This window comes from Pseudomonas sp. GW456-12-1-14-TSB6 (genome assembly GCF_059424205.1).
Window position 1 is genome coordinate 22,816 of the sequence record NZ_JBWKZE010000030.1, and the last position, 19,394, is coordinate 42,209.

Here is a 19,394-nt window from a genome sequence, read left to right on the forward strand (position 1 = left end):
CCATGGCGTGCCGAATCATCATAGCCGACGATCACCCGTTGTTTCGCGAAGCGCTGCTGCGCACCGTCCAGCGTCTGCTGCCCGAAGCCCTGATCGAAGAAGCCGGCGACCTCGACACCGTGCTCGCCCTGCTGCCGGTGGGCGATGAGCCTGACACCTTGATCCTCGACCTGCGCTTTCCCGGCCTGACCTGTGTGACCCAGCTCGCGGAACTGCGCCGGCGTTTGCCGCGAACCACCCTGATCGTTGTGTCGATGGTCGATGACGAGGCGCTGATCGGCGAAGTCATGGCGGCCGGCATCGATGGTTTTATCGGCAAGAACATCGCCCCCGACGAGATCGGTCAGGCGATCCGGGCGATTCGTGAAGGTGAGGTGCTGGTGAAATTCGCCCCGTCCGGCCTGCTGCCGCTGGACACCGGCACCGCCCTCACCCCGCGTCAGCAGGATGTGCTGCGGCTGATCGCCCAGGGCAAGACCAACAAGGAAATCGCCCGCGAACTGGATATTTCGCCGTTCACGGTGCGGATTCATGTTTCGTCGTTGTTGCGGGTGCTCAACGTGCCGTCGCGCGCCGCAGCAGCGGTGAAATACTCCGGAGCCTTGTAGCCGGCCTCCAGGTCAGCCGTGCGGGTGGACGGTCAGTGCGACCAGTTTCACCACAATCGGCCGGACCACGAGAATGCACAGAAATGCCACGGGCATCGCCAGTTTGTAGGCGTGCAGCGCATTGCTAAGGTAATCGGCATCAATTCCGAAATTGGAGGCGGTGATCACCAGCGACATCAGAAACGCCATGATGGTCGCCATATACAACGCAAATACGTACGGCATGGCACGGGCCGACAGCTTGCGCGGGCTGAATACTGTGGTTCTTGGGGATAGTCTCTGATTCATGTCAGTCCTTGTTGACCGAAGTGGATAGGCGCCGAGCACCCTAACAAGTCTGCCAAGCCGTAACTAGACTGATCGCCGTGAGCAATTTATAAACAAAATCTTATTAATTCATCCTCGCCGGGATCCACGCATGAACCTCTTGGGTGCAATCGATTGTTTTATCAAAGTCGTTGAGGCGGGATCGATTGTCGGCGCCGCCAAAACCCTCGGGGTGAGTGCCGCCGCCGTCAGTCAGACCCTTGGTCGCCTTGAGACTCACCTCGACACACGCCTGCTGCAACGCACCACCCGCAGCATGGCGCTGACGGAGAGCGGTTCGGTGTATTTCGAGAAAGTAAAACGTATCGCGCTCGATCTGGAGTCCGCGCAGAGCGCCATCAGCCACGCGCAGACGCAACTCCAGGGACACTTGAGTATCGCCTCCACCGCCGGGTTCGGGCGCCATGTACTGGCCCCGGTCATTGCCGGTTTTGCCGAACGCTACCCGCAGTTGACGCTTGAGCTCTCGACCACCGACCGCAAAATCAATCACCTCCACGAAGGTATCGACCTGAGTCTGCGCATCGAGCCGCAACTGGAAGACGGCATCATCGCGCGCAAGGTTGCGACGGTGCCGTTCGTGATTTGCGCCAGCCCTGACTACCTGCAAAAGGCCGGTCGTCCTTCTACTCCGGCGGATCTTCAACAGCACGCCTGTCTGGCGTTCCGCTATCCGCTGGACGGACGGTTACTGCGCTGGTGGTTCGTTGAGCAGGGTCAGCGCTTTGAGGCTGCGATCAATGCGACCGCCATCAGCGACGATATCGACGCCCTGGCGCAAATGGCTGCTCATGGTGCCGGAATCACCCGACTGGCGGAATTCGTTGCCGCGCCCTATCTGGAGAGTGGTCAACTGGTCTCTTTATTCGAACCGGGCGACGGCTCGACCTTTGCCGGCGCCGCGCCGCTCGAGATCTATGCCTGTGTGCAGGAGCGCGCCGCCATGACTTCCAAGGTCAAGGCCTTCACCGAATTTTTGCAGGAGTTCCTGCATACCCGCTGGCCCGCTCGATGAGGATCAAGGATCAACCTGCGCCATCAGTTCAGGCACCGATTCCTGCCGCTTCGCATAGCGCTGCGCCAGCACCGCGCAGACCATCAGTTGAATCTGATGGAACAGCATCAGCGGCAGAATCAGCACGCCAATCGCGCTGCCGGCAAACAACACCTGCGCCATCGGCACGCCAGTGGCCAGGCTCTTTTTCGAACCGCAGAACAGAATGGTGATGCGGTCTTCCAGACTGAAACCGAACAGCTTGCCCAGCACTGTGGACGCCAGCAGCACCAGCGCCAACAGAATGCAGCACACCACCACTAGCCCCAGCAGGTCGATCACCGGAATCTGGTGCCAGATGCCCTCGTTCACTGCCTCGCTGAACGCGCCGTAGACCACCAGCAGAATCGAGCCCTGATCGACGAATTTCAGCCAGTTCTTGTTGCGACCGACCCAAGCGCCGATCCAGCGGCGGGCGATCTGGCCGGCAATGAACGGCAACAGCAATTGCACGCTGATTTTCACGATCGCGTCGAGGGTCGAGCCGCCGTCGCCGTGGACGTTGAGCAGCAGCGTCACCAACAGCGGCGTGAGGAAAATACCGAACAGGCTGGACGCCGCCGCACTGCAGATCGCCGCCGGAATGTTGCCCCGCGCCAGAGAGGTGAAGGCAATCGCCGACTGCACCGTGGCCGGCAACGCACACAGATACAGCATGCCCATGTACAGCTGATCGCCGATCAGTGGCGACAACAACGGCTTGAGCGCAAGACCCAGTAGCGGGAACAGGACAAAGGTCAGGCCGAACACCAGCAAATGCAGGCGCCAGTGGCCGGCGCCGGCGATGATCGATTCCCGCGACAACTTGGCGCCGTGCAGGAAAAACAGCAGCGCAATGGCGATGTTGGTCAGCCAGCCGAAACCGGTCGCGACCTGGCCGCTGGCGGGCAGGAAGCTGGCCAACAGCACCACGCCGATCAGGGTCAAGGTGAAGTTGTCGGGCAAAAATCGTGGGCGCGTCATGGTTTGCTCATCCGGGGGGGTTGCCAGTACGTGGAAGCGACTCTAACGTGACTGCAAATTACCGACTAACGCCGAAGAACCCACAGATGCCGCCAAAAGGACACGACAAGAGCGTCAGACGCAGCATTCCCGGGCTGCCCAGCCTGCCGCGTCCGCTCTATGGGCGCACCGAATCGCTGCCCAATCGAGCGCTCACCCGCCGTCACAGTCATCCGTGGGTGCAGTTGTCCTACGCAATCCAGGGCGTGCTCGAAGTGCAGACCGCCGTCGGTCGTTTCGTTGCGCCGCCGGAGCGGGCGGTGTGGATTCCGGCGGGCGTACCGCATCGGGTTTTCAGTTCGCCGCACACGGAAATGCGCAGCCTGTACATCGATTGCAGCGTCGCCAGCTGGGCACCGGAGCGTTGTCATGTGCTCGGGGTCAGTGATCTTTTGCGTGAGCTGATTCGGGCCTTCAGTCAGATTCCTGTCGAATATGACCAGAGCGGCCCGCACGGGCGTCTGGCCCAGGTGATCCTCGATCAACTGGCCGATGCGCCGCCCATCGATCTGATGCTGCCACTGCCGCAGGACAGTCGCTTGCGCCAGATCTATCAGAGTCTGGAGCAACATCCGGAACAGCAGACCACCCTGGCGCACTGGAGCGAAAAGTTCGGCGTTACCGAGAAAACTCTGACTCGGCTGTTCCTGCGCGATACCGGTTTGACCTTCCGCACCTGGCGCCAGCGCCTGCGCCTGCTGGGTGCGCTGACACCGCTGGAACGCGGCGAACGCGTCACCGACGTGGCTTTGGCCTGTGGTTATGACTCGACATCGGCGTTTATCGCGGCGTTTCGCCAACAGTTCGGCGAGACGCCGGGAGAGTTTTTCCGATGAAATTAACCGATATTTATCGACTTTATACATGCCATTGGGCAAATTTCAGGGTAGAGTTTCGCCCATCAAGAACCTTTGACATCTTTCGACGATAACAATGATCAACCACCCTTTAGCGAACCTGTCGGCGGTAACAGCATGATCGAAGTCACTGAAGTTTCCATTGCCCAATTGCGCGCGGCGCTCGAGTCCGGCCAGACCACGGCGGTTGAATTGGTGCAGGCCTATCTGGCGCGCATCGACGCCTATGATGGCCCTGAAACCGCCACTGCGCTGAACGCGGTGATCGTGCGTAACCCCGACGCACTGAAAGAAGCGCAAGCCTCGGACGCCCGTCGTGCCAAGGGCGAAACCCTCGGTCCGCTGGACGGCATCCCGTACACCGCCAAGGACAGCTATCTGGTCAAAGGCCTGACCGCCGCGTCCGGCAGCCCGGCTTTCGCCGATCTGGTGGCACAGCGCGACGCGTTCACCATCGAGCGCCTGCGTGCGGGCGGCGCGATCTGCCTGGGCAAGACCAACATGCCGCCGATGGCCAATGGCGGGATGCAGCGTGGGGTTTATGGTCGCGCCGAAAGCCCGTACAACGCTGATTACCTGACCGCGCCGTTTGCTTCGGGATCATCGAACGGTGCCGGCACTGCCACCGCTGCCAGCTTCTCGGCATTCGGTCTGGCGGAAGAAACCTGGTCGAGCGGTCGTGGCCCTGCCTCGAACAACGGGCTGTGCGCCTACACGCCTTCGCGCGGGGTGATTTCGGTACGCGGCAACTGGCCGCTGACGCCGACCATGGACGTGGTGGTGCCCTACGCCCGCACCATGGCCGACCTGCTGGAAGTCCTCGACGTGGTGGTCGCCGAAGACACCGACACCCGTGGCGACCTGTGGCGCCTGCAACCCTGGGTGCCGATCCCGAGCGTCGCCTCGGTGCGCCCGGCTTCCTATCTCGATCTGGCAGTGAACAGCGATGCACTGGCCGGCAAACGCCTGGGCGTGCCGCGCATGTACATCAACGCCGACCCTGATGCCGGCACCAGCGACGAGCCGGGCATCGGCGGCCCGACCGGGCAACGCATCAACACCCGTGCCTCGGTGATCGATTTGTGGAAACAGGCCCGTCAGGCCCTCGAAGCCGCCGGCGCCGAAGTGATCGAAGTGGATTTCCCGCTGGTCTCCAACTGCGAAGGCGATCGTCCGGGCGCGCCGACCGTGTTCAATCGCGGCATCGTCTCCAAAGAGTTCATGCACCACGAACTGTGGGACCTGTCGGCCTGGGCCTTCGATGATTTTCTGCGCGCCAACGATGACCCGAAACTCAACCGTCTGGCAGACGTCGACGGGCCGAAAATTTTCCCGCACGACCCGGGCACCCTGCCCAACCGTGAAGGCGACCTCGCCGCCGGCATGGACGAATACGTGCGCATGGCCCAGCGCGGCATCACGCCGTGGGATCAGATCCCGACGCTGCCGGACGGCCTGCGCGGCCTGGAGAAGACCCGCAAGCTCGATCTCGAAGACTGGATGGATCGCCTCGGCCTCGACGCCGTGCTGTTCCCCACCAACGCCGACGTGGGCCCGGCCGACGCCGACGTCAACCCAGCCTCGGCGGACATCGCCTGGAGCAACGGTATCTGGGTCGCCAACGGCAACCTCGCGATCCGCCACCTCGGCGTGCCGACCGTCACCGTGCCGATGGGCGTGATGGCCGACATCGGCATGCCGGTGGGGCTGACGTTTGCCGGGCGCGCTTATGACGATTCGACACTGTTGCGCCTGGCGGCGGCGTTCGAAGCGACCGGTTCCAGGCGTCTGGTGCCGCCGCGTACGCCAGCACTGGCGGCAGGCAAGTAAATGCAAAACGGCGGGATCGATTGATCCCGCCGTTTTTTTATCGTTCTGCCAGTTCTTCCAGCAAATCCGCCGAAGGCACAAAGAAAAGGCTGCCAGTGACCGCCGTGCTGAAGTCCAGCAACCGGTCGTAGTTGCCCGGCGGCTTGCCGACAAACATGTTCTCCAGCATCTGTTCCAGCGGCTCCGGCGAACGCGCGTAGCCAATGAAATAAGTGCCGAACTCGCCTGCGCCAGGTCGGCCGAACGGCATGTTGTCGCGCAGGATCTTCACCTCTTCGCCGTCCTTGGTGATGGTCGTCAACGCACTGTGGGAATTGCTCGGCTTGACCGTCTCGTCCAGTTCGATATCGGACAGTTTGGTGCGCCCGATCACCCGCTCCTGCGCTTCGACCGACAATTCGTTCCACGCCTTCATGTTGTGCAGGTACTTCTGCACCAGCACGTAACTGCCGCCACTGAACGGCTGATCTTCATCGCCCACGAGGGTGAAATGCTCGGCTTTGCGACCGACCGGATTTTCCGTGCCGTCGACAAAACCGATGATGCTGCGCATGTCGAAATAGCGGAAACCCTGTACTTCGTCGGTCACCGTCACGGCGCCGTCCAGCGCCGACATCAACTGCGTTGCCAGCTCGAAACACAGGTCCATCTGATCGGCACGAATGTGCAGCAACAGATCGCCAGGCGTGGAGACGGCGCGCCGCCCTTCTACACCGAATTCGCGAAAGTCGTGCAAGGACGCCGGGCGTGGACTGCCGAACAGACGATCCCAGGCGTTGGAAGAGAACCCGCAAACACAGGACAGGTTTCCCGAAGGGACACGCTTGCCGACCGAGCGCGTCAGCCCCGCGACATCGGCGCACCAGCCGCGGACTTTTTCGGCGGCCTCGGCCTCGGCGTTGAGGGTCGCCACGATGAAGATGGCAGCGCTGGTGATCGGGCTGCAGACGGCTTGAGGATCTGGCGTTTCGATGATCGTGACTCCCAAGGGATGATGGACTAACTCGAAGGGAGGTTAGCAAAGAAGCACTGACTGAAATACCTTCCGTCACCCCGTTGCCAAGGCAGACACTTCGTTAATAACGAACAATACCCACGAAATAAACGATTTTTCTTTGTCGGAAAGCTCCTACTAGCATGGCCCCGTCTACCCCGAAAAACATAAAGACAGGGAGAACGGCATGCACCCCATCAACATCGGCGAACCCTGGATGTGGGTCGCCTTCATCGTTTTTGTCCTCGCCATGCTGGCCGTCGACCTGTTCGTCTTCGGTGGGCGCAAGGCGCATCGGGTCTCGGTACGGGAAGCCTCATCCTGGGTGTTCGCCTGGTGCATGCTGGCGATGGCCTTCGCCGGATTGCTCTGGTGGTATCTGAACGGCGAATTCGGCCCCGAAATCGCCAAGGTCAAGACCCTGGAATTTCTCACCGGTTACCTGATCGAGCAGTCGCTGTCGATCGATAACATGTTCGTCTTCGTGATGATCTTCAGCTACTTCGCCGTGCCGCCGGAGTTGCAACGCCGGGTGCTGCTGTACGGCGTGCTCGGGGCAATCGTGATGCGCGCAGCGATGATCTTTGCCGGGGTGTGGCTGGTGTCGCAGTTCACTTGGCTGCTGTATGTGTTCGGCATGTTCCTGATCATCACCGGGATCAAGATGCTGGTGTTCGCCGAGCAGCAACCGGACCTCGATAACAACCCGCTGCTGCGCTGGGTGCGCGGGCATCTGCGAATCACCAACGGCTTTCACGGCGAGCGGTTTTTCGTGCTGCAGAACGGTGTGCGCTGGGCCACGCCGATGTTTCTGGTGCTGGTGCTGATCGAGGCCAGCGACCTGATGTTTGCGGTCGACAGCATCCCGGCGATTTTCGCGGTGACCACCGATCCGTTCATCATTTTCACCTCGAACATCTTCGCGATCATGGGCCTGCGGGCGCTGTACTTTTTGCTGGCGGACATGGCCGACCGCTTTCATCTGCTCAAGTACGGACTGGCGCTGGTGCTGGTGTTCATCGGCGGGAAGATGACGGCGATGCCATGGTTTCACATGCCGGTGGAGTGGTCGCTGGCGATTGTTGGCGGGCTGATTCTGGCGTCGGTGGTGCTGAGTCTGATGCTGACGAAGGACAAGTCGCCCGAAGAAAGTCAGGCGAAATAACAGTCGGGGGAGCAAACGTGGTTCGCTCCCCCGGTTTTGGGACTATTTGTCGGACTTGATGCTGGTCCACACTCGGGTCCGCACCCGCTCCAGTTTCTGCGGCAACGGTTGCACCACGTACAGTTTCTTCAGCGCTTCGCTGGTCGGCGTCAGGTTCGGGTTGCCGGTAATTTCCTTGTTGATCAGCGGCAGCGAATCCTTGTTGGCATTCGGGTAGCCGAGGAAGTCGCTGATCGAAGCGATGACTTTCGGATCGAGCAAGGTGTTGAGGAACTCGTGGGCCTCTTCGACGTTCTTCGCGCTCTTCGGAATGGCGAAGGTGTCGAACCAGATCGGCGCGCCTTCCTTCGGGAGGCGCCAGTCAACCACCACGCTGTTGCCCGCCTCTTTGGCGCGGTTGCCGAACTGGTAGAAGCTGCCGGAGTAACCGATGGCCACGCAGATATCGCCGTTGGCGATGTCGGTCATGTACTTGGCCGAGTTGAAGTAGGTGACGTAAGGGCGAACCTTGAGCATCAGGTCCTTGGCTTTCTCATAGTCGGCCGGGTTCTGGCTGTTCGGGTCCAGGCCCAGGTAGTGCAGAGCCAGCGGCAGGATTTCCGACGGCGAATCGAGCATCGCCACGCCGCAGGATTTCAGCTTTTCCATGTTCTCCGGCTTGAACACCAGATCCCAGCTGTCCACCGGCGCATTCTCGCCGAGAGCAGCCTTGACCTTGGCAGGGTTGAAACCGATCAGCACCGTGCCGACCATGTAGGGCACGCCGTACTGATTGCCGGGATCGTTGGCGTCGAGCAACTTGAGCAGCGCCGGGTCCTGGTGGCTCCAGTTCGGTAGCTTGGACTTGTCGAGCTTCTGGAACACGCCAGCCTTGATCTGGGTATCGAGGAACTGGTTCGACGGCACCACCAGGTCATAGCCGGAGTTACCGGTCAGCAGCTTGGCTTCGAGGGATTCGTTGGTATCGAAGGTGTCCCAGGTCACTTTGATGTTGCTTTTGGCGGCGAAATCCTTGGGCACCGACGGCAGAATGTAATCCGCCCAGTTGTACACCCGCAGTTCGCGCTGTTCGGCCTGTACGGCGCTAGCCAGCAGCGTCAGCCCGAAAACAGTGGCGCCCAGAATGCGTTTCATCGTGACCATGTTGTGTTTCCCCGAATGCAGCGTGAGTCGATGGTTTTTATGTTCTGTACACGGCAGCGGCTTGCAAATCAGCCAAGGGCAAGGAAGGTGCAGCATCTAGTTGTGGCTTCGATTCTTCCTGACAGCGTAGTCGCAGCACAGTAGCCGGTTGGCCAAAAGGGGATTGAAATGGCCAATTTGCGTGACCGCCGGGGTGCGGAAACAACAATGCCCGGCGAAGTGCCGGGCATTGTTTGAACAGCTTGCGAACGCTCAGTCGGTAAAACCCAACCGCGCCGCCCTGCTCTGCTGAGTCTGGCCACGGGTCGCGAGGCAGTAATACAGCGGGCACGTCACGATCAGGCCGACCAACCACGACAAGTCAGCACCTTCCACGAGATTGGCGTACGGCCCGACATACAACGATGTGTTGGCGAACGGCAGCTGCAAGAGGATGCCGATGAAGTAGGCAATGATCGCGTGCAGGTTGAAGCGCCCATAAATGCCACCGTCGGCGCGGAAGATCGAGGCGATGTCGTAACTGCCGCGCTTGATCAGGTAGAAGTCGATCAGGTTGATTGATGTCCACGGTACCAACACCAGCAGCAGCGCCAGAATCAAACCGATGAATTCGGAAATGAAATCCGCCGACGCGCCCAGCGCCACCACGCAGCAGCCCGCCAGCACCACGCTCGACAAGATCACTCGCACTTTGATGCTCGGCGTCCATTGGCTGGCAAAGGTCTGGATCGAGGTGATGATCGACAGCACCGCGCCATACAGATTCAGCGCGTTGTGGCTGATGATGTTGAGCAGGAACAGCACCATCAGAATCGGCCCCAGCCAACCGGTGGACTGCTTGACCGCCGCCATCGCCTCAGTGCCTTCCGGCGTCGCCAGTACCGCCACCGCGCCGAAGGTGAACGACAGAATCGTGCCCAGTGTGGCGCCCAGATAAGTCGCGATAAATGGCTTGCTGATCCCGATGTCCGCCGGCAGGTAGCGGGAGTAGTCGGAGACGTACGGCGAAAAGCTGATCTGCCAGATGATCCCCAGCGATACCGTCGCCAGCCATCCCGAAAGATTGAAGCTGCCACGGGTAAAGAAGTCCGCCGGCAACTCATGGGCAAAGATGTAGATGAAACCGGCGAGCAGCGCGCTGCCCATCACCCAGGTGCCGATGCGGTTGAGCGTGTGAATGAAGTTGTAGCCCATCACGCCGATGGTCGTGGCGCTGAGGGCGCCGATCAGAATGCTCAACGGCGCCGGCACCGACGGCGCGATGCCGACGATGGACTTGCCGGCCAGCACGATGTTGGAAATGAAGAAGCCGATATAGATGATCGCCGCGAAGAACACGATCAACAGCGCGCCGTAACGCCCGAACTGACCCCGACTCTGGACCATCTGCGGAATGCCCATGCGCGGGCCTTGCGCCGACGCCAGGGCGATCACCACCCCGCCGATCATGTGCCCCAGCGCAATCGCCAGCAGCCCCCAGAACAGGTCGAGATGAAACACCTGAACCACCATGGCGCCGGTGACGATTGGCAGTGGCGCAATGTTGGTGCTGAACCATAGGGTGAAAAGGTCGCGGGCCTTCCCGTGGCGTTCCGCGAGTGGGACGTAGTCGACCGTGTGATTCTCGATCAACGGATCTTGCCGGGACATCTGGGACATAAAAATGAACTCGATTGGGTCTGTTCTTATCGTTGTATGAAGCCAAACCGGGGGTGCTTCGTGGCCACCCCTCAGATGAAGACCATATTATGGTATTCCAACATTTTCACAAGACTGATCCGCTGTTTACGACGGCACCTGATCCGGCATCCTCCCTGATAGCCAGCGTTCACGGCTAGAGCAAAGCCCCGTAAATGCTGAGTTTCCGACGGATGAACCACGTTTATCGTTTCACCAAAAAAGCGCTTGCAATCGATGTATTACGGTATACCATCAGACCCATAAACACATAAAAACACGCTTCACCGCACTCGAGGATTGACCAATGATCGATGCTGCCGTCTACAAACAAGTCATGGGCTCGTTCCCGTCCGGCGTTACCGTCATCACCACGCTGGATGACGACGGCCAGATCGTCGGTCTGACCGCCAGCGCTTTCAGTTCGCTGTCCATGGACCCGGCCCTGGTGCTGTTCTGCCCCAACTACAGTTCCGACTCCTACCCCGTCCTGATCAAGAACAAACGCTTCGCCATTCACGTGTTGTCCGGCGGTCAGCAGAGCGAAGCCTACGCCTTCGCCCGCAAAGGCAAGGACAAGGCGCAGGGCATCCAGTGGACGCTGAGCGAACTGGGCAACCCGATCCTGGCAAACGCGACGGCTATCATCGAATGTGAGCTGTGGCGCGAATACGAAGGCGGCGACCACGCGATCATGGTCGGCGCGGTGAAAAACCTCATCGTCCCTCAGCAGGACGCCGGCCCGCTGGTGTATTGCCACGGCAAGATGGGCGCCCTGCCCGCCTTCGCCTGATCCGCACGATTGCACTTAAACAGGCCGGCAAGCGACCGGCCGACCACAAGAGATTCGAGGTAGCGTCATGAAATTTTCCCTGTTCGTACACATGGAGCGCTGGGACGAAAGCGTCAGCCACCGTCAACTGTTCGAAGACCTGACCGAACTGACGTTGATGGCCGAGGCCGGTGGTTTCAGCACCGTGTGGATCGGCGAACACCACGCGATGGAATACACCATCTCGCCGAGCCCGATGCCGCTGCTGGCCTACCTCGCGGCCAAGACCACCACCATTCACCTGGGCGCCGGCACCATCATCGCGCCGTTCTGGCATCCGCTGCGGGTCGCCGGTGAATGCGCGCTGCTCGATGTGATCAGCAACGGCCGGATGGAAGTCGGCCTGGCGAGAGGCGCCTATCAGGTGGAATTCGACCGCATGGCCGGCGGCATGCCCGCCTCCAGCGGCGGTCAGGCGCTACGGGAAATGGTCCCGGTGGTGCGCGCGCTGTGGCAAGGCGACTACGCCCACAACGGCGAGATCTGGAAATTCCCCACCTCCACCAGCGTGCCGAAACCGATCCAAAAGCCGAACCCGCCGATGTGGATCGCCGCCCGCGACCCGGACTCACACAACTTCGCCGTCGCCAACGGCTGCAACGTGATGGTCACACCGCTGATGAAGGGCGACGAAGAAGTTCTCGATCTGAAGAACAAGTTCCAGACTGCGCTGGACAACAACCCGGATGTGCCGCGTCCGCAATTGATGGTGCTGCGTCATACCCACGTGCATTCAGTGGATGACCCGGAAGGCTGGAAGGTCGGCGCGAAAGCCATCTCACGTTTCTATCGCACGTTCGATGCGTGGTTCGGCAACAAGGAAGTGCCGGTTAATGGTTTCCTCGCCCCGAGCCCGGAAGAGAAATTTGCCGGGCGTCCGGAGTTTGAGCTGGAGAGTCTGCACAAGACGGCGATGATCGGTACGCCGGAAGAGATCATTCCGCGGATCAAGTACTACCAGGAACTGGGGGTCGATGAGTTCAGTTTCTGGTGTGACAACAGCTTGCCGCATGCGGAGAAGAAGAAGTCGCTGGAGTTGTTTATCAAGCATGTGGTGCCGGCGTTCAGATAGACCTGCCACCCGGTATATGAAAACGCCCCGAGATGTTCGGGGCGTTTTCATTTGGGGCGTCAAGGCAACGATGGCTCTGTTGGATCAGGCAGAAAGAAGCGCGCTGTCAGCCAGCATGTCGCCATTGCCGTGACGAACAGCACGACCATTGCGAACATCTCATCCGAAAAGGTCGCTCTCTTTACATCCGATACAACGGCCAGAACAAACGGCGTCACCCATAAAGTGGCCAACGCGGCACCCGACAGAGCAATCACTGAACAGGATCGACCCGTCCGTTTGACCTTCATCAGTGCAATCACCATCGCGAACAGCAAAAACGGTACAAGAAATACCACTTCGGCGAGCAAGGGGCCGAGGAACGGCATCAACATCAACTCCCCTCCCACGACCTCTCCCATCAGCCGTGGGTTCATGGCCAGATGGAAGATCGTTGCAAGGGTCTTGATGATGCTTGCGATAAACCCTGGAACCAGTGGGCAGAGAAGAAAGGCCAGGAACACTTTCAGACGCGGGTATTTTTTTACTTCACTCAAATCCTGGATCCTTTGCGCACAAACCGGGACACACCACGTATCGAAATATCTCTGAACGTGGTCTGCCCTATTTACGTTTTGTATTCAGAAGAGAAAAAACACAAGCATGTACAAAAACATCGCTACTCCCGCCAGCACCGCTCGGTGCATTGGATCATCTTCAGGGCCCATTCCTCCCGGCCCAATCGTGACCCATCCATCGCGCAAGTAATTGTAGACCGCTTGACCAAACCATATCTGTCCCAAGACCATCGCAAAGAAACGCTCCCGGTCCCCGTTGAACCGTATAAAGCCAGCGACTAATGCGACCACCAGTAATGTCAGACCAATTACATGTTTGTACCGTTTGAGCTCTCCCAACATTTACTTGTCCTTAAAAAAATCCAGCGTTCTGTCCGCAAGCTTATCCCAGGTATTGGCCATGCCGAGAGTATTCGAAGCCTTGCTGGCTACCTCCTTCGAGAAACCACTGGCGACAACAAATTTTTCGAAACCGGCACTTAGCGCTGTGCTCGTCAACGCCTTGTTAAAATCCTCAGGCCCCTTCAAATAGCCAGATAACAACCCTGCCAGCGTTGATCCGTTGGACAGCAGAGTGGCTGTCAAACCTGCAGCCGGGACTGATGCAGCGCCCATGAACCATCCGGCATTGCTCAATGCTTCGATATTGGCGGCGCGTATCCATTGAAGGGTTGCCGTATCACCAAAGTCGATGTTGGCCCCCGCTGCAAGACAATCCGTGCTTGCACAAGAATGATAGCGCGGGGTGTAGGTGTTGCCATCGATGACAACAGGTACTCTGTACCCGCCTTTGTCATCCATGGGATAACCTGTCAATGGATCTCTTTTACCCGGTCCGTCAGGCGTCTTCGACCAATCATGCTTGTCATTCAGAGAGCCGAATCCGGTTTGGGCCGTTAGCGTCCAACCGTACGCGCCGGTATTTTCTTTGATAAAGGCAATAATGTCCCTGTCAGCAGGTGCAAAGTTCTGCAGAAACATCCCGTTGCCCAAGTCTATCCAATTACCACCGGTATCGTAGATTCCGCCACTCGGCACGACTATGTCTGTTGCGGGTGTGATATTCGTACCATTGACAGAAGACAATCTCAGTTGAGCTTCAATTTGCTCAACCGTGTACTTTCCACCACTCCGCGCGGCCAATTGTGCAGCAAGGTCCTTATCTTCCTTGTGTAGTTGACGGTTGAACTGCGTAGCAAACTTTGTGACCCATGCCGCATTCGCCAATGTGTTCGCAGTGACGTTTTCTTGAACCGAACCGGCCAGTACTCCAATGATCTGGGAACTCATTGTCAGGAGGTTTGGATCGCCTTTAACCAGGTTGTCCAAATAACCAATCAATGCTTCGTTTGCACCAGCGGCCAACGCACCGGTTGCAAAGTCCCCTCCGGTGGCCTCGGCCAGGAGCCCTCCTACCATGGCGTGAATGACAACCTTGGTCGCAGATCCGTCATCGATTACATCCTTGGTGAGATCACCTACAAGGTTGAAGCTGACGGCTGCCAATGTATTGAACAACGCTGTTTTCAGTACATCGCTGACGTTTGGATCCCCACCCAAAGCCTTGTTAATCAGCGCAGACGTACCGCCCTGCAATACTTGACTTCCAGCGAATTGCCCCACGCCCGTCCAGGTGGTCAATGGAGGTGAAATCACTTTATTGGTAACCGGGTCGACTTTTATGCCTGTCAGGTCATTCAAATAAGCGGAGGTCAACCCCGCGGTGAAACCGGAAACAACATATCCCTGAAGTGCTTCGGAAGAAGTAACGTCGGCAAATACAGCTCCAAGATCACCACCATTATTGATAAAGCTGACCGATGCATTTGTCGCGGCTCCGGAAGCAACGGCAGCAATACCAGCTGCCCAGGCAGTTCCTACTGTCCCGCTCAAGGCACCGAGAACCGCCGGCCCAACCACTGCGGCCATGACGATCGCGATGATCATCTGCGAAGCCGGGCCCAGACCCGAATTGTCATATTTGAACGACTCGTGAATTTCCTTCACCAGCCGCCAGTCAACGTCACCCCGTGTTTCAGCGTCTTTCAACCAGGCCAGTTGTGGATCGGCTTTGACCATCGTGTCGATGGTTTGACTAACCGAACAAAAGGGGACAGATTTATTAAATTAAATGAATCTGTCCCCTTTTCTATCCAATTTTGGCCGAGTCAATTCAAGTCCGGCCATTGTGCAAGATGGCTTTCCATTGATGCCATTAAAAAGTCTGAAAAGCTATTCCAAGCTTTAATGCTCGAACTTTCCCCTTCAAAAAATTGAAATACTGGCGGATCATCAGAGACGGGTAGGAAATAATTAATTTCATATCCTTGATGCATGCAGAACACCTTAGCATCCGCAGGCAAAAAACCAGAGAGATTTAACTCATCAAGCAACTCTTCCGCTTCAAACTCCAGGTCAAGTAATCTTGGATAAAATATATCTACACCAGAAAAAATCTTACCAGCCGAACGTCCCGCAATCGTCAAAAAATCACGATATGCCAACGGAATTTCACAACCAAAATGTTGCTCAACTGATGCAATATCCACTTCGGAGCAACCAACAAGATTATGCTCTGAAATCACTCCTCGCAGCACTAACCCGTGAAAAATATCCCGAACGCTCTTCATCTTGGCCTTCCTGTTTTTCCAAACAAAAGGGGACAGATTTATTAAATATAATAAATCCGTCTCCTTTTCTCTAAATAGATCAGCCCCCCTTTTCTCTTTCTCTTTTTTTCTCTCCGACCTAATAACGAATCCACTTTCCTGTAGGTATTAACGCTGGACCAGCGGGATCAACCAAATAAAGCCATTCTGGCTCATGACCAACCGTACCGATCAAAACACCTAACGTTTCAGGATGATCGGGCATCGCACCTGAATGGATTGCACCAACATAACTACCTTCACCGTACGAATTGCGTAACTGATAACGTAATGAACCATCAGCATTATAAATCGCGGCATTGTTTGGGTACCCAAAAAACCATGGAGCCTTGGAGCATTTGAATTTGTTAGGTTTTTGCTCAAACACCACCAACACTCCTGTTCTATCAGGGAGTATGTAGGGAATACCAGCAGCAAGGAATGGGACCTCTTCACCATCCTCAACGACTATAAAAGTCACCATATCTACCACTGGACTAACCTTTACATACTTAAGGTGTTTCATTTCAACTTCAAAATCAGTCTTGCATCCCTGCCAGTCGTAGAACTCTTCAAAAACTGTTCCATCAGCATGGACTATCTCATTCCGAACACAGAAAACAAGATCATTCATTTCAATAACCTCAAGCTATCAACATCAACATCATATAATTCAGGATTTGTCCGAGGAGTTTTATCCATGAAATTAACTTGATGCGCACCACCTGAAAGTCTAACTTTTTGATCTGCGTCCCACATATCACCTGCAGCTCCCTCGCGAACCCCCACTCCCGGCTTCACGGTAAATTCAACCTTGTACAAACTTCCCGTTTTAAACTCGGTAAAAAAAGGGGACAGATTTATTAAATCAAATGAATCCGCCCTCCTTTTTTTCCTTTTCTTCTTACTTAGCTATAAATGATAACCAAAAAATCAAAAATAAGAACCAATCAAACCCTCTGAAATATCATCACATAACAACCGTAAAAGGTGAAACAAGGTAGAGCCTAGCTTTCAAAAAAGGGTTCACTTGAAGAAACACTTCCATATGCCGCACAACAAATATCTACCCGACCTCCATCAGCACTAACGGTATCAGCTAGCCCGCATTTCATGCCAGCAACGGATGCGGCTGCATAATTTGCTGGCAAACCAAAATGCGCTACCTCAAAATCATCTATAAGAGAGCCTTCATAGACTGCAGAATTCGGTGAGTGGTTAACAACGTTTACTCTAAATTCTCCAGCTGCCGCTAGGTAATGCAATCCAAGCATCGCGTACAAGGTCCTGGCCCCTCTAGGCTCCATGGACAAAAAAGGGGACAGATTTACAATTAAATAAATCTGTCCCCTTTTTTTATTCCTTTTTTTATTGCCTTTTTTTATTTTTGGCTTTTTATTGGAATTGATCCGTTGAAGTCAAGATCGCCTGATGTAGGTATAAAACTGCTTACTTCTGCACCAACGAACCAATTAAAACGCTAATACTATTCGTAAATCTTGGATGCAAACAATATTTTTGCAAATGTCTGCCAACTAGGGGTGAAGGCTTCCTCATCTCCAGAGTTCATTGCATATAAATTCATTGCTCGAATCCAAGCTTCCATTGCATCCAAAAACCTTTCCAGCGTAGGGTTTTCCCACTCGCCTGAATTCAACTCCAAGTCTTCCTTAAGCCCACAAATAAAATCTGCAAACTCCTCTCTTGTTTTAATATTCTCAATCATTTTATCTAAATCCACAAGTCACCTATTTACAAACCCCACGAACACAAATTATAGAGCCGTTGTTTGGTGTAGTCATCTTCCTTCCAATTTCCTTGAAAACAAAAGGGGACAGATTTATTAAATCAAAAGATAAATCAAATAAATCCACCCCTTTTCTTTTGTTCCTTTTTCTATTTTTATTAATTAGTTATAAATTAATAAAAAAAATTAAAGATAAGAACCAATCAAACCCTCTGAAATATCATCACATGACAACCGTAAAAGGTGAGCCAAGGTAAAGCCTAGCTTTTCAAAAAAAGGTTCACTTGAAGAAACACTTCCATATGCCGCACAACAAATATCTACCCGACCTCCATCAGCACCAACGGTATCAGCTAGCCCGCGTTTCATGCCAGCAACGGATGCGGCTGCATAATTTGCTGGCAAACCAAAATGCGCCACCTCAAAATCATCTATAAGAGAGCCCTCATAGACTGCAGAATTCGGTGAGTGGTTAACAACGTTTACTCTAAACTCTCCAGTTTCCGCTAGGTAATGCAATCCAAGCATCGCGTACAAGGTCCTGGCACCTCTAGGCTCCATTGCTTCAAGCACTATGCTTCGCACTCCAGCCAGTTCAGCCCGGTCATTTACACCAGCGAAATCAGACTTATGAGCTCTGAACCATCTACAATCAGAAACATGAGGCTCATCGCACCAAAACCGAAATTTACCCAGTCGCCCAAAACCACCACTAACAATCATTGCTGCCCCCAAAACTTTAACCAATTAGGATTGAAAGACCCAGACTCAGCAGCGTTAATAGCATTGATAACATCTGGGTGATAAACACTGTATGGTGAAACCTGGTATTTACCAAGTGCCCCTTGGTGCGCAGAACTATAGTCCAAGCCCTTATTCATCATGGTATATTCAGACAACTCATGAATATAGAAGCTCGCATCTGCACCTTCTATTGGTCGCCCTTCAGCTAGCGCTGCCCGCAGCCTATTAACCATCAATTCATTCTCTGGTACAACCCCAAACTTTTCCAAATGGCTCTCTACTATATATAAGCCTCTATCAGAAACATTTACTTTTCGCTCCGTCAGTTTACCAAGGCCTGTTCCGCCATTAACACCTTCGAGGAATGCACCAGTCCCCTTAGCCCCGCTACCCAGTTGCTCAGCTTCAAGTGGCTCGGCCAGATTATCCCCAGTCTTCGGTTTCAGTCCATTTCCCCCCGAAACCAGTACCGAAGACCCGGTCCTCTCCAGATACTTCGCTGCCCCCTTCAACAACGCCATTTCCAGCGCAGCTTTCGCAGCCTCCGTGCCGTAATCACGAAGCGGATTTACATCACCGGGATATGTATCACTGCTGAAGGACGCACTTACTCTGTCGCCCTGCGTGTATTCGTAAGGTGCAAACAGTCGGCCAGTGGCTTCCCAGCCATCCCTGAAGGAAACGGCCCCCCCCAATGCGGACATTGCTGGCAGCGTGCAACCAACCACACTCACACAGGCCGGGCTTAAGGCTACCGCGCCCCCGTAACCGGTTACAGCACCCACAGCGCCAAAGATCGCTTGTCGCGCAGCAATTGAGCGCTGAGCGCTTTCTTCATTACGCCCGAGTGCATCGTTGGCCTGGTCCCACTTTGAGTACTCGTCAAACGCCCCTGATGCGAGCAGAGCGTCTTGCGCCCCCTTGAAGCCTTTGCCGGCGGTTTCTAGATCCTTGAACTCCTGATAATTCGGATCACCCGTTGGTATTGACTCACTGCAATGAACCAACGCACATGCAGCCGCTTTGAGCTCATATGCTTTATCCGGCGACTCTTTCTGCAACTTCTCCAGCGCTACGGTTTCTTTCAGATGGAGCTGACGGTTGTACTGGTCAGCCATCAACGCGACCCAGGCCCCC

General features: G+C 55.8%; 20 protein-coding genes and 1 pseudogene. 7 read left to right on the top strand and 14 right to left on the bottom strand.

All coding sequences use genetic code 11. The annotated features are described in order from the left end of the window. The first annotated feature begins 2 nt into the window (after positions 1–2). Positions 3–608 carry a LuxR C-terminal-related transcriptional regulator gene (locus AC07Y2_RS23360; protein ID WP_085667601.1) on the top strand — a complete coding sequence of 202 codons (606 nt, stop codon included), beginning with the start codon at positions 3–5 and terminating at the stop codon, positions 606–608. Between the two features lie 12 nt (positions 609–620). Here AC07Y2_RS23360 and AC07Y2_RS23365 read toward each other — a convergent pair whose 3' ends face one another. Continuing rightward, the gene (locus tag AC07Y2_RS23365; RefSeq protein ID WP_039766910.1) at positions 621–896 is read right to left on the bottom strand and encodes a DUF2798 domain-containing protein; all 276 of its coding nucleotides are present in this window, start codon (positions 894–896) and stop codon (positions 621–623) included. A gap of 130 nt (positions 897–1,026) precedes the next feature. Here AC07Y2_RS23365 and AC07Y2_RS23370 point away from each other — a divergent pair, with 130 nt between their 5' ends. Further along, positions 1,027–1,950: a LysR family transcriptional regulator gene (locus tag AC07Y2_RS23370; RefSeq protein ID WP_103386948.1), complete on the top strand. Its 924-nt coding sequence runs from the start codon at positions 1,027–1,029 to the stop codon at positions 1,948–1,950. 3 nt (positions 1,951–1,953) lie between these two features. On the opposite strand, the gene AC07Y2_RS23375 is transcribed toward AC07Y2_RS23370, so the two are convergent. After that, a complete protein-coding gene (locus AC07Y2_RS23375) occupies positions 1,954–2,952 on the bottom strand; it encodes a bile acid:sodium symporter family protein (RefSeq protein WP_085667600.1) in 999 nt (332 codons plus the stop codon). Between the two features lie 86 nt (positions 2,953–3,038). On the opposite strand from AC07Y2_RS23375, the gene AC07Y2_RS23380 reads away from it, so the two are divergent. Beyond that, positions 3,039–3,827, top strand: a complete 789-nt coding sequence (locus tag AC07Y2_RS23380) for an AraC family transcriptional regulator (RefSeq protein WP_103386947.1) — start codon at positions 3,039–3,041, stop codon at positions 3,825–3,827. A 138-nt stretch (positions 3,828–3,965) separates the two neighbouring features. Then, positions 3,966–5,678: an amidase gene (locus AC07Y2_RS23385; protein WP_103386946.1), complete on the top strand. Its 1,713-nt coding sequence runs from the start codon at positions 3,966–3,968 to the stop codon at positions 5,676–5,678. 37 nt (positions 5,679–5,715) lie between these two features. On the opposite strand, the gene AC07Y2_RS23390 is transcribed toward AC07Y2_RS23385, so the two are convergent. Then, the gene (locus AC07Y2_RS23390; protein WP_039766920.1) at positions 5,716–6,666 is read right to left on the bottom strand and encodes a Dyp-type peroxidase; all 951 of its coding nucleotides are present in this window, start codon (positions 6,664–6,666) and stop codon (positions 5,716–5,718) included. A 193-nt stretch (positions 6,667–6,859) separates the two neighbouring features. On the opposite strand from AC07Y2_RS23390, the gene AC07Y2_RS23395 reads away from it, so the two are divergent. Beyond that, a complete protein-coding gene (locus AC07Y2_RS23395) occupies positions 6,860–7,837 on the top strand; it encodes a TerC family protein (RefSeq protein WP_085667597.1) in 978 nt (325 codons plus the stop codon). 42 nt (positions 7,838–7,879) lie between these two features. Here the strand turns inward: AC07Y2_RS23395 and AC07Y2_RS23400 are convergent, their stop codons facing one another. Both AC07Y2_RS23400 and AC07Y2_RS23405 read right to left on the bottom strand, forming a co-directional pair. Then, positions 7,880–8,980, bottom strand: coding sequence for a polyamine ABC transporter substrate-binding protein (locus AC07Y2_RS23400; RefSeq protein WP_103386945.1), 1,101 nt, complete (start codon positions 8,978–8,980; stop codon positions 7,880–7,882). A gap of 252 nt (positions 8,981–9,232) precedes the next feature. Continuing rightward, a complete protein-coding gene (locus AC07Y2_RS23405; RefSeq protein ID WP_103386944.1) occupies positions 9,233–10,639 on the bottom strand; it encodes a purine-cytosine permease family protein in 1,407 nt (468 codons plus the stop codon). Positions 10,640–10,964: 325 nt separating this feature from the next. On the opposite strand from AC07Y2_RS23405, the gene AC07Y2_RS23410 reads away from it, so the two are divergent. Then, positions 10,965–11,450, top strand: a complete 486-nt coding sequence (locus AC07Y2_RS23410; RefSeq protein ID WP_039766925.1) for a flavin reductase family protein — start codon at positions 10,965–10,967, stop codon at positions 11,448–11,450. Between the two features lie 67 nt (positions 11,451–11,517). Next, positions 11,518–12,561: an LLM class flavin-dependent oxidoreductase gene (locus AC07Y2_RS23415; RefSeq protein ID WP_102688306.1), complete on the top strand. Its 1,044-nt coding sequence runs from the start codon at positions 11,518–11,520 to the stop codon at positions 12,559–12,561. 59 nt (positions 12,562–12,620) lie between these two features. Here AC07Y2_RS23415 and AC07Y2_RS23420 read toward each other — a convergent pair whose 3' ends face one another. The 9 genes and pseudogenes from AC07Y2_RS23420 to AC07Y2_RS23460 form a co-directional block, all read right to left on the bottom strand. After that, complete coding sequence (locus AC07Y2_RS23420; RefSeq protein WP_239065517.1) at positions 12,621–13,097, bottom strand: hypothetical protein; 477 nt, start codon at positions 13,095–13,097, stop codon at positions 12,621–12,623. A gap of 84 nt (positions 13,098–13,181) precedes the next feature. After that, entirely contained in the window at positions 13,182–13,460 is a 279-nt protein-coding gene (locus tag AC07Y2_RS23425) for a hypothetical protein (RefSeq protein WP_074688638.1), read from the bottom strand. Continuing rightward, positions 13,461–15,221, bottom strand: a pseudogene (locus tag AC07Y2_RS23430) (DUF637 domain-containing protein); the annotation flags it as partial. A gap of 65 nt (positions 15,222–15,286) precedes the next feature. Continuing rightward, positions 15,287–15,748 (bottom strand): SMI1/KNR4 family protein, encoded by a 462-nt coding sequence (locus tag AC07Y2_RS23435; RefSeq protein ID WP_081353100.1) that lies wholly within the window; start codon positions 15,746–15,748, stop codon positions 15,287–15,289. A gap of 118 nt (positions 15,749–15,866) precedes the next feature. Continuing rightward, positions 15,867–16,400 carry a hypothetical protein gene (locus tag AC07Y2_RS23440; RefSeq protein WP_134333932.1) on the bottom strand — a complete coding sequence of 178 codons (534 nt, stop codon included), beginning with the start codon at positions 16,398–16,400 and terminating at the stop codon, positions 15,867–15,869. Positions 16,401–16,773: 373 nt separating this feature from the next. After that, entirely contained in the window at positions 16,774–17,040 is a 267-nt protein-coding gene (locus AC07Y2_RS23445) for a hypothetical protein (protein WP_134333931.1), read from the bottom strand. 212 nt (positions 17,041–17,252) lie between these two features. Continuing rightward, entirely contained in the window at positions 17,253–17,492 is a 240-nt protein-coding gene (locus tag AC07Y2_RS23450) for a DUF7660 family protein (protein WP_207273881.1), read from the bottom strand. Between the two features lie 207 nt (positions 17,493–17,699). Further along, positions 17,700–18,050 carry a hypothetical protein gene (locus AC07Y2_RS23455; protein ID WP_134333930.1) on the bottom strand — a complete coding sequence of 117 codons (351 nt, stop codon included), beginning with the start codon at positions 18,048–18,050 and terminating at the stop codon, positions 17,700–17,702. Between the two features lie 182 nt (positions 18,051–18,232). Next, complete coding sequence (locus AC07Y2_RS23460; RefSeq protein WP_207273879.1) at positions 18,233–19,375, bottom strand: hypothetical protein; 1,143 nt, start codon at positions 19,373–19,375, stop codon at positions 18,233–18,235. Positions 19,376–19,394: the final 19 nt, after the last annotated feature.

What these genes read in the sequence shown, in the direction of transcription:
- AC07Y2_RS23360 (WP_085667601.1), top strand. Translation starts at nt 3, where the DNA reads ATGGCGTGCCGAATCATCATAGCCGACGATCACCCGTTGTTTCGCGAA.
- AC07Y2_RS23365 (WP_039766910.1), bottom strand. Translation starts at nt 896, where the DNA reads ATGAATCAGAGACTATCCCCAAGAACCACAGTATTCAGCCCGCGCAAG.
- AC07Y2_RS23370 (WP_103386948.1), top strand. Translation starts at nt 1,027, where the DNA reads ATGAACCTCTTGGGTGCAATCGATTGTTTTATCAAAGTCGTTGAGGCG.
- AC07Y2_RS23375 (WP_085667600.1), bottom strand. Translation starts at nt 2,952, where the DNA reads ATGACGCGCCCACGATTTTTGCCCGACAACTTCACCTTGACCCTGATC.
- AC07Y2_RS23380 (WP_103386947.1), top strand. Translation starts at nt 3,039, where the DNA reads ATGCCGCCAAAAGGACACGACAAGAGCGTCAGACGCAGCATTCCCGGG.
- AC07Y2_RS23385 (WP_103386946.1), top strand. Translation starts at nt 3,966, where the DNA reads ATGATCGAAGTCACTGAAGTTTCCATTGCCCAATTGCGCGCGGCGCTC.
- AC07Y2_RS23395 (WP_085667597.1), top strand. Translation starts at nt 6,860, where the DNA reads ATGCACCCCATCAACATCGGCGAACCCTGGATGTGGGTCGCCTTCATC.
- AC07Y2_RS23400 (WP_103386945.1), bottom strand. Translation starts at nt 8,980, where the DNA reads ATGGTCACGATGAAACGCATTCTGGGCGCCACTGTTTTCGGGCTGACG.
- AC07Y2_RS23405 (WP_103386944.1), bottom strand. Translation starts at nt 10,639, where the DNA reads ATGTCCCAGATGTCCCGGCAAGATCCGTTGATCGAGAATCACACGGTC.
- AC07Y2_RS23410 (WP_039766925.1), top strand. Translation starts at nt 10,965, where the DNA reads ATGATCGATGCTGCCGTCTACAAACAAGTCATGGGCTCGTTCCCGTCC.
- AC07Y2_RS23415 (WP_102688306.1), top strand. Translation starts at nt 11,518, where the DNA reads ATGAAATTTTCCCTGTTCGTACACATGGAGCGCTGGGACGAAAGCGTC.
- AC07Y2_RS23425 (WP_074688638.1), bottom strand. Translation starts at nt 13,460, where the DNA reads ATGTTGGGAGAGCTCAAACGGTACAAACATGTAATTGGTCTGACATTA.
- AC07Y2_RS23435 (WP_081353100.1), bottom strand. Translation starts at nt 15,748, where the DNA reads ATGAAGAGCGTTCGGGATATTTTTCACGGGTTAGTGCTGCGAGGAGTG.
- AC07Y2_RS23440 (WP_134333932.1), bottom strand. Translation starts at nt 16,400, where the DNA reads ATGAATGATCTTGTTTTCTGTGTTCGGAATGAGATAGTCCATGCTGAT.
- AC07Y2_RS23445 (WP_134333931.1), bottom strand. Translation starts at nt 17,040, where the DNA reads ATGCTTGGATTGCATTACCTAGCGGCAGCTGGAGAATTTAGAGTAAAC.
- AC07Y2_RS23450 (WP_207273881.1), bottom strand. Translation starts at nt 17,492, where the DNA reads ATGATTGAGAATATTAAAACAAGAGAGGAGTTTGCAGATTTTATTTGT.
- AC07Y2_RS23460 (WP_207273879.1), bottom strand. Translation starts at nt 19,375, where the DNA reads ATGGCTGACCAGTACAACCGTCAGCTCCATCTGAAAGAAACCGTAGCG.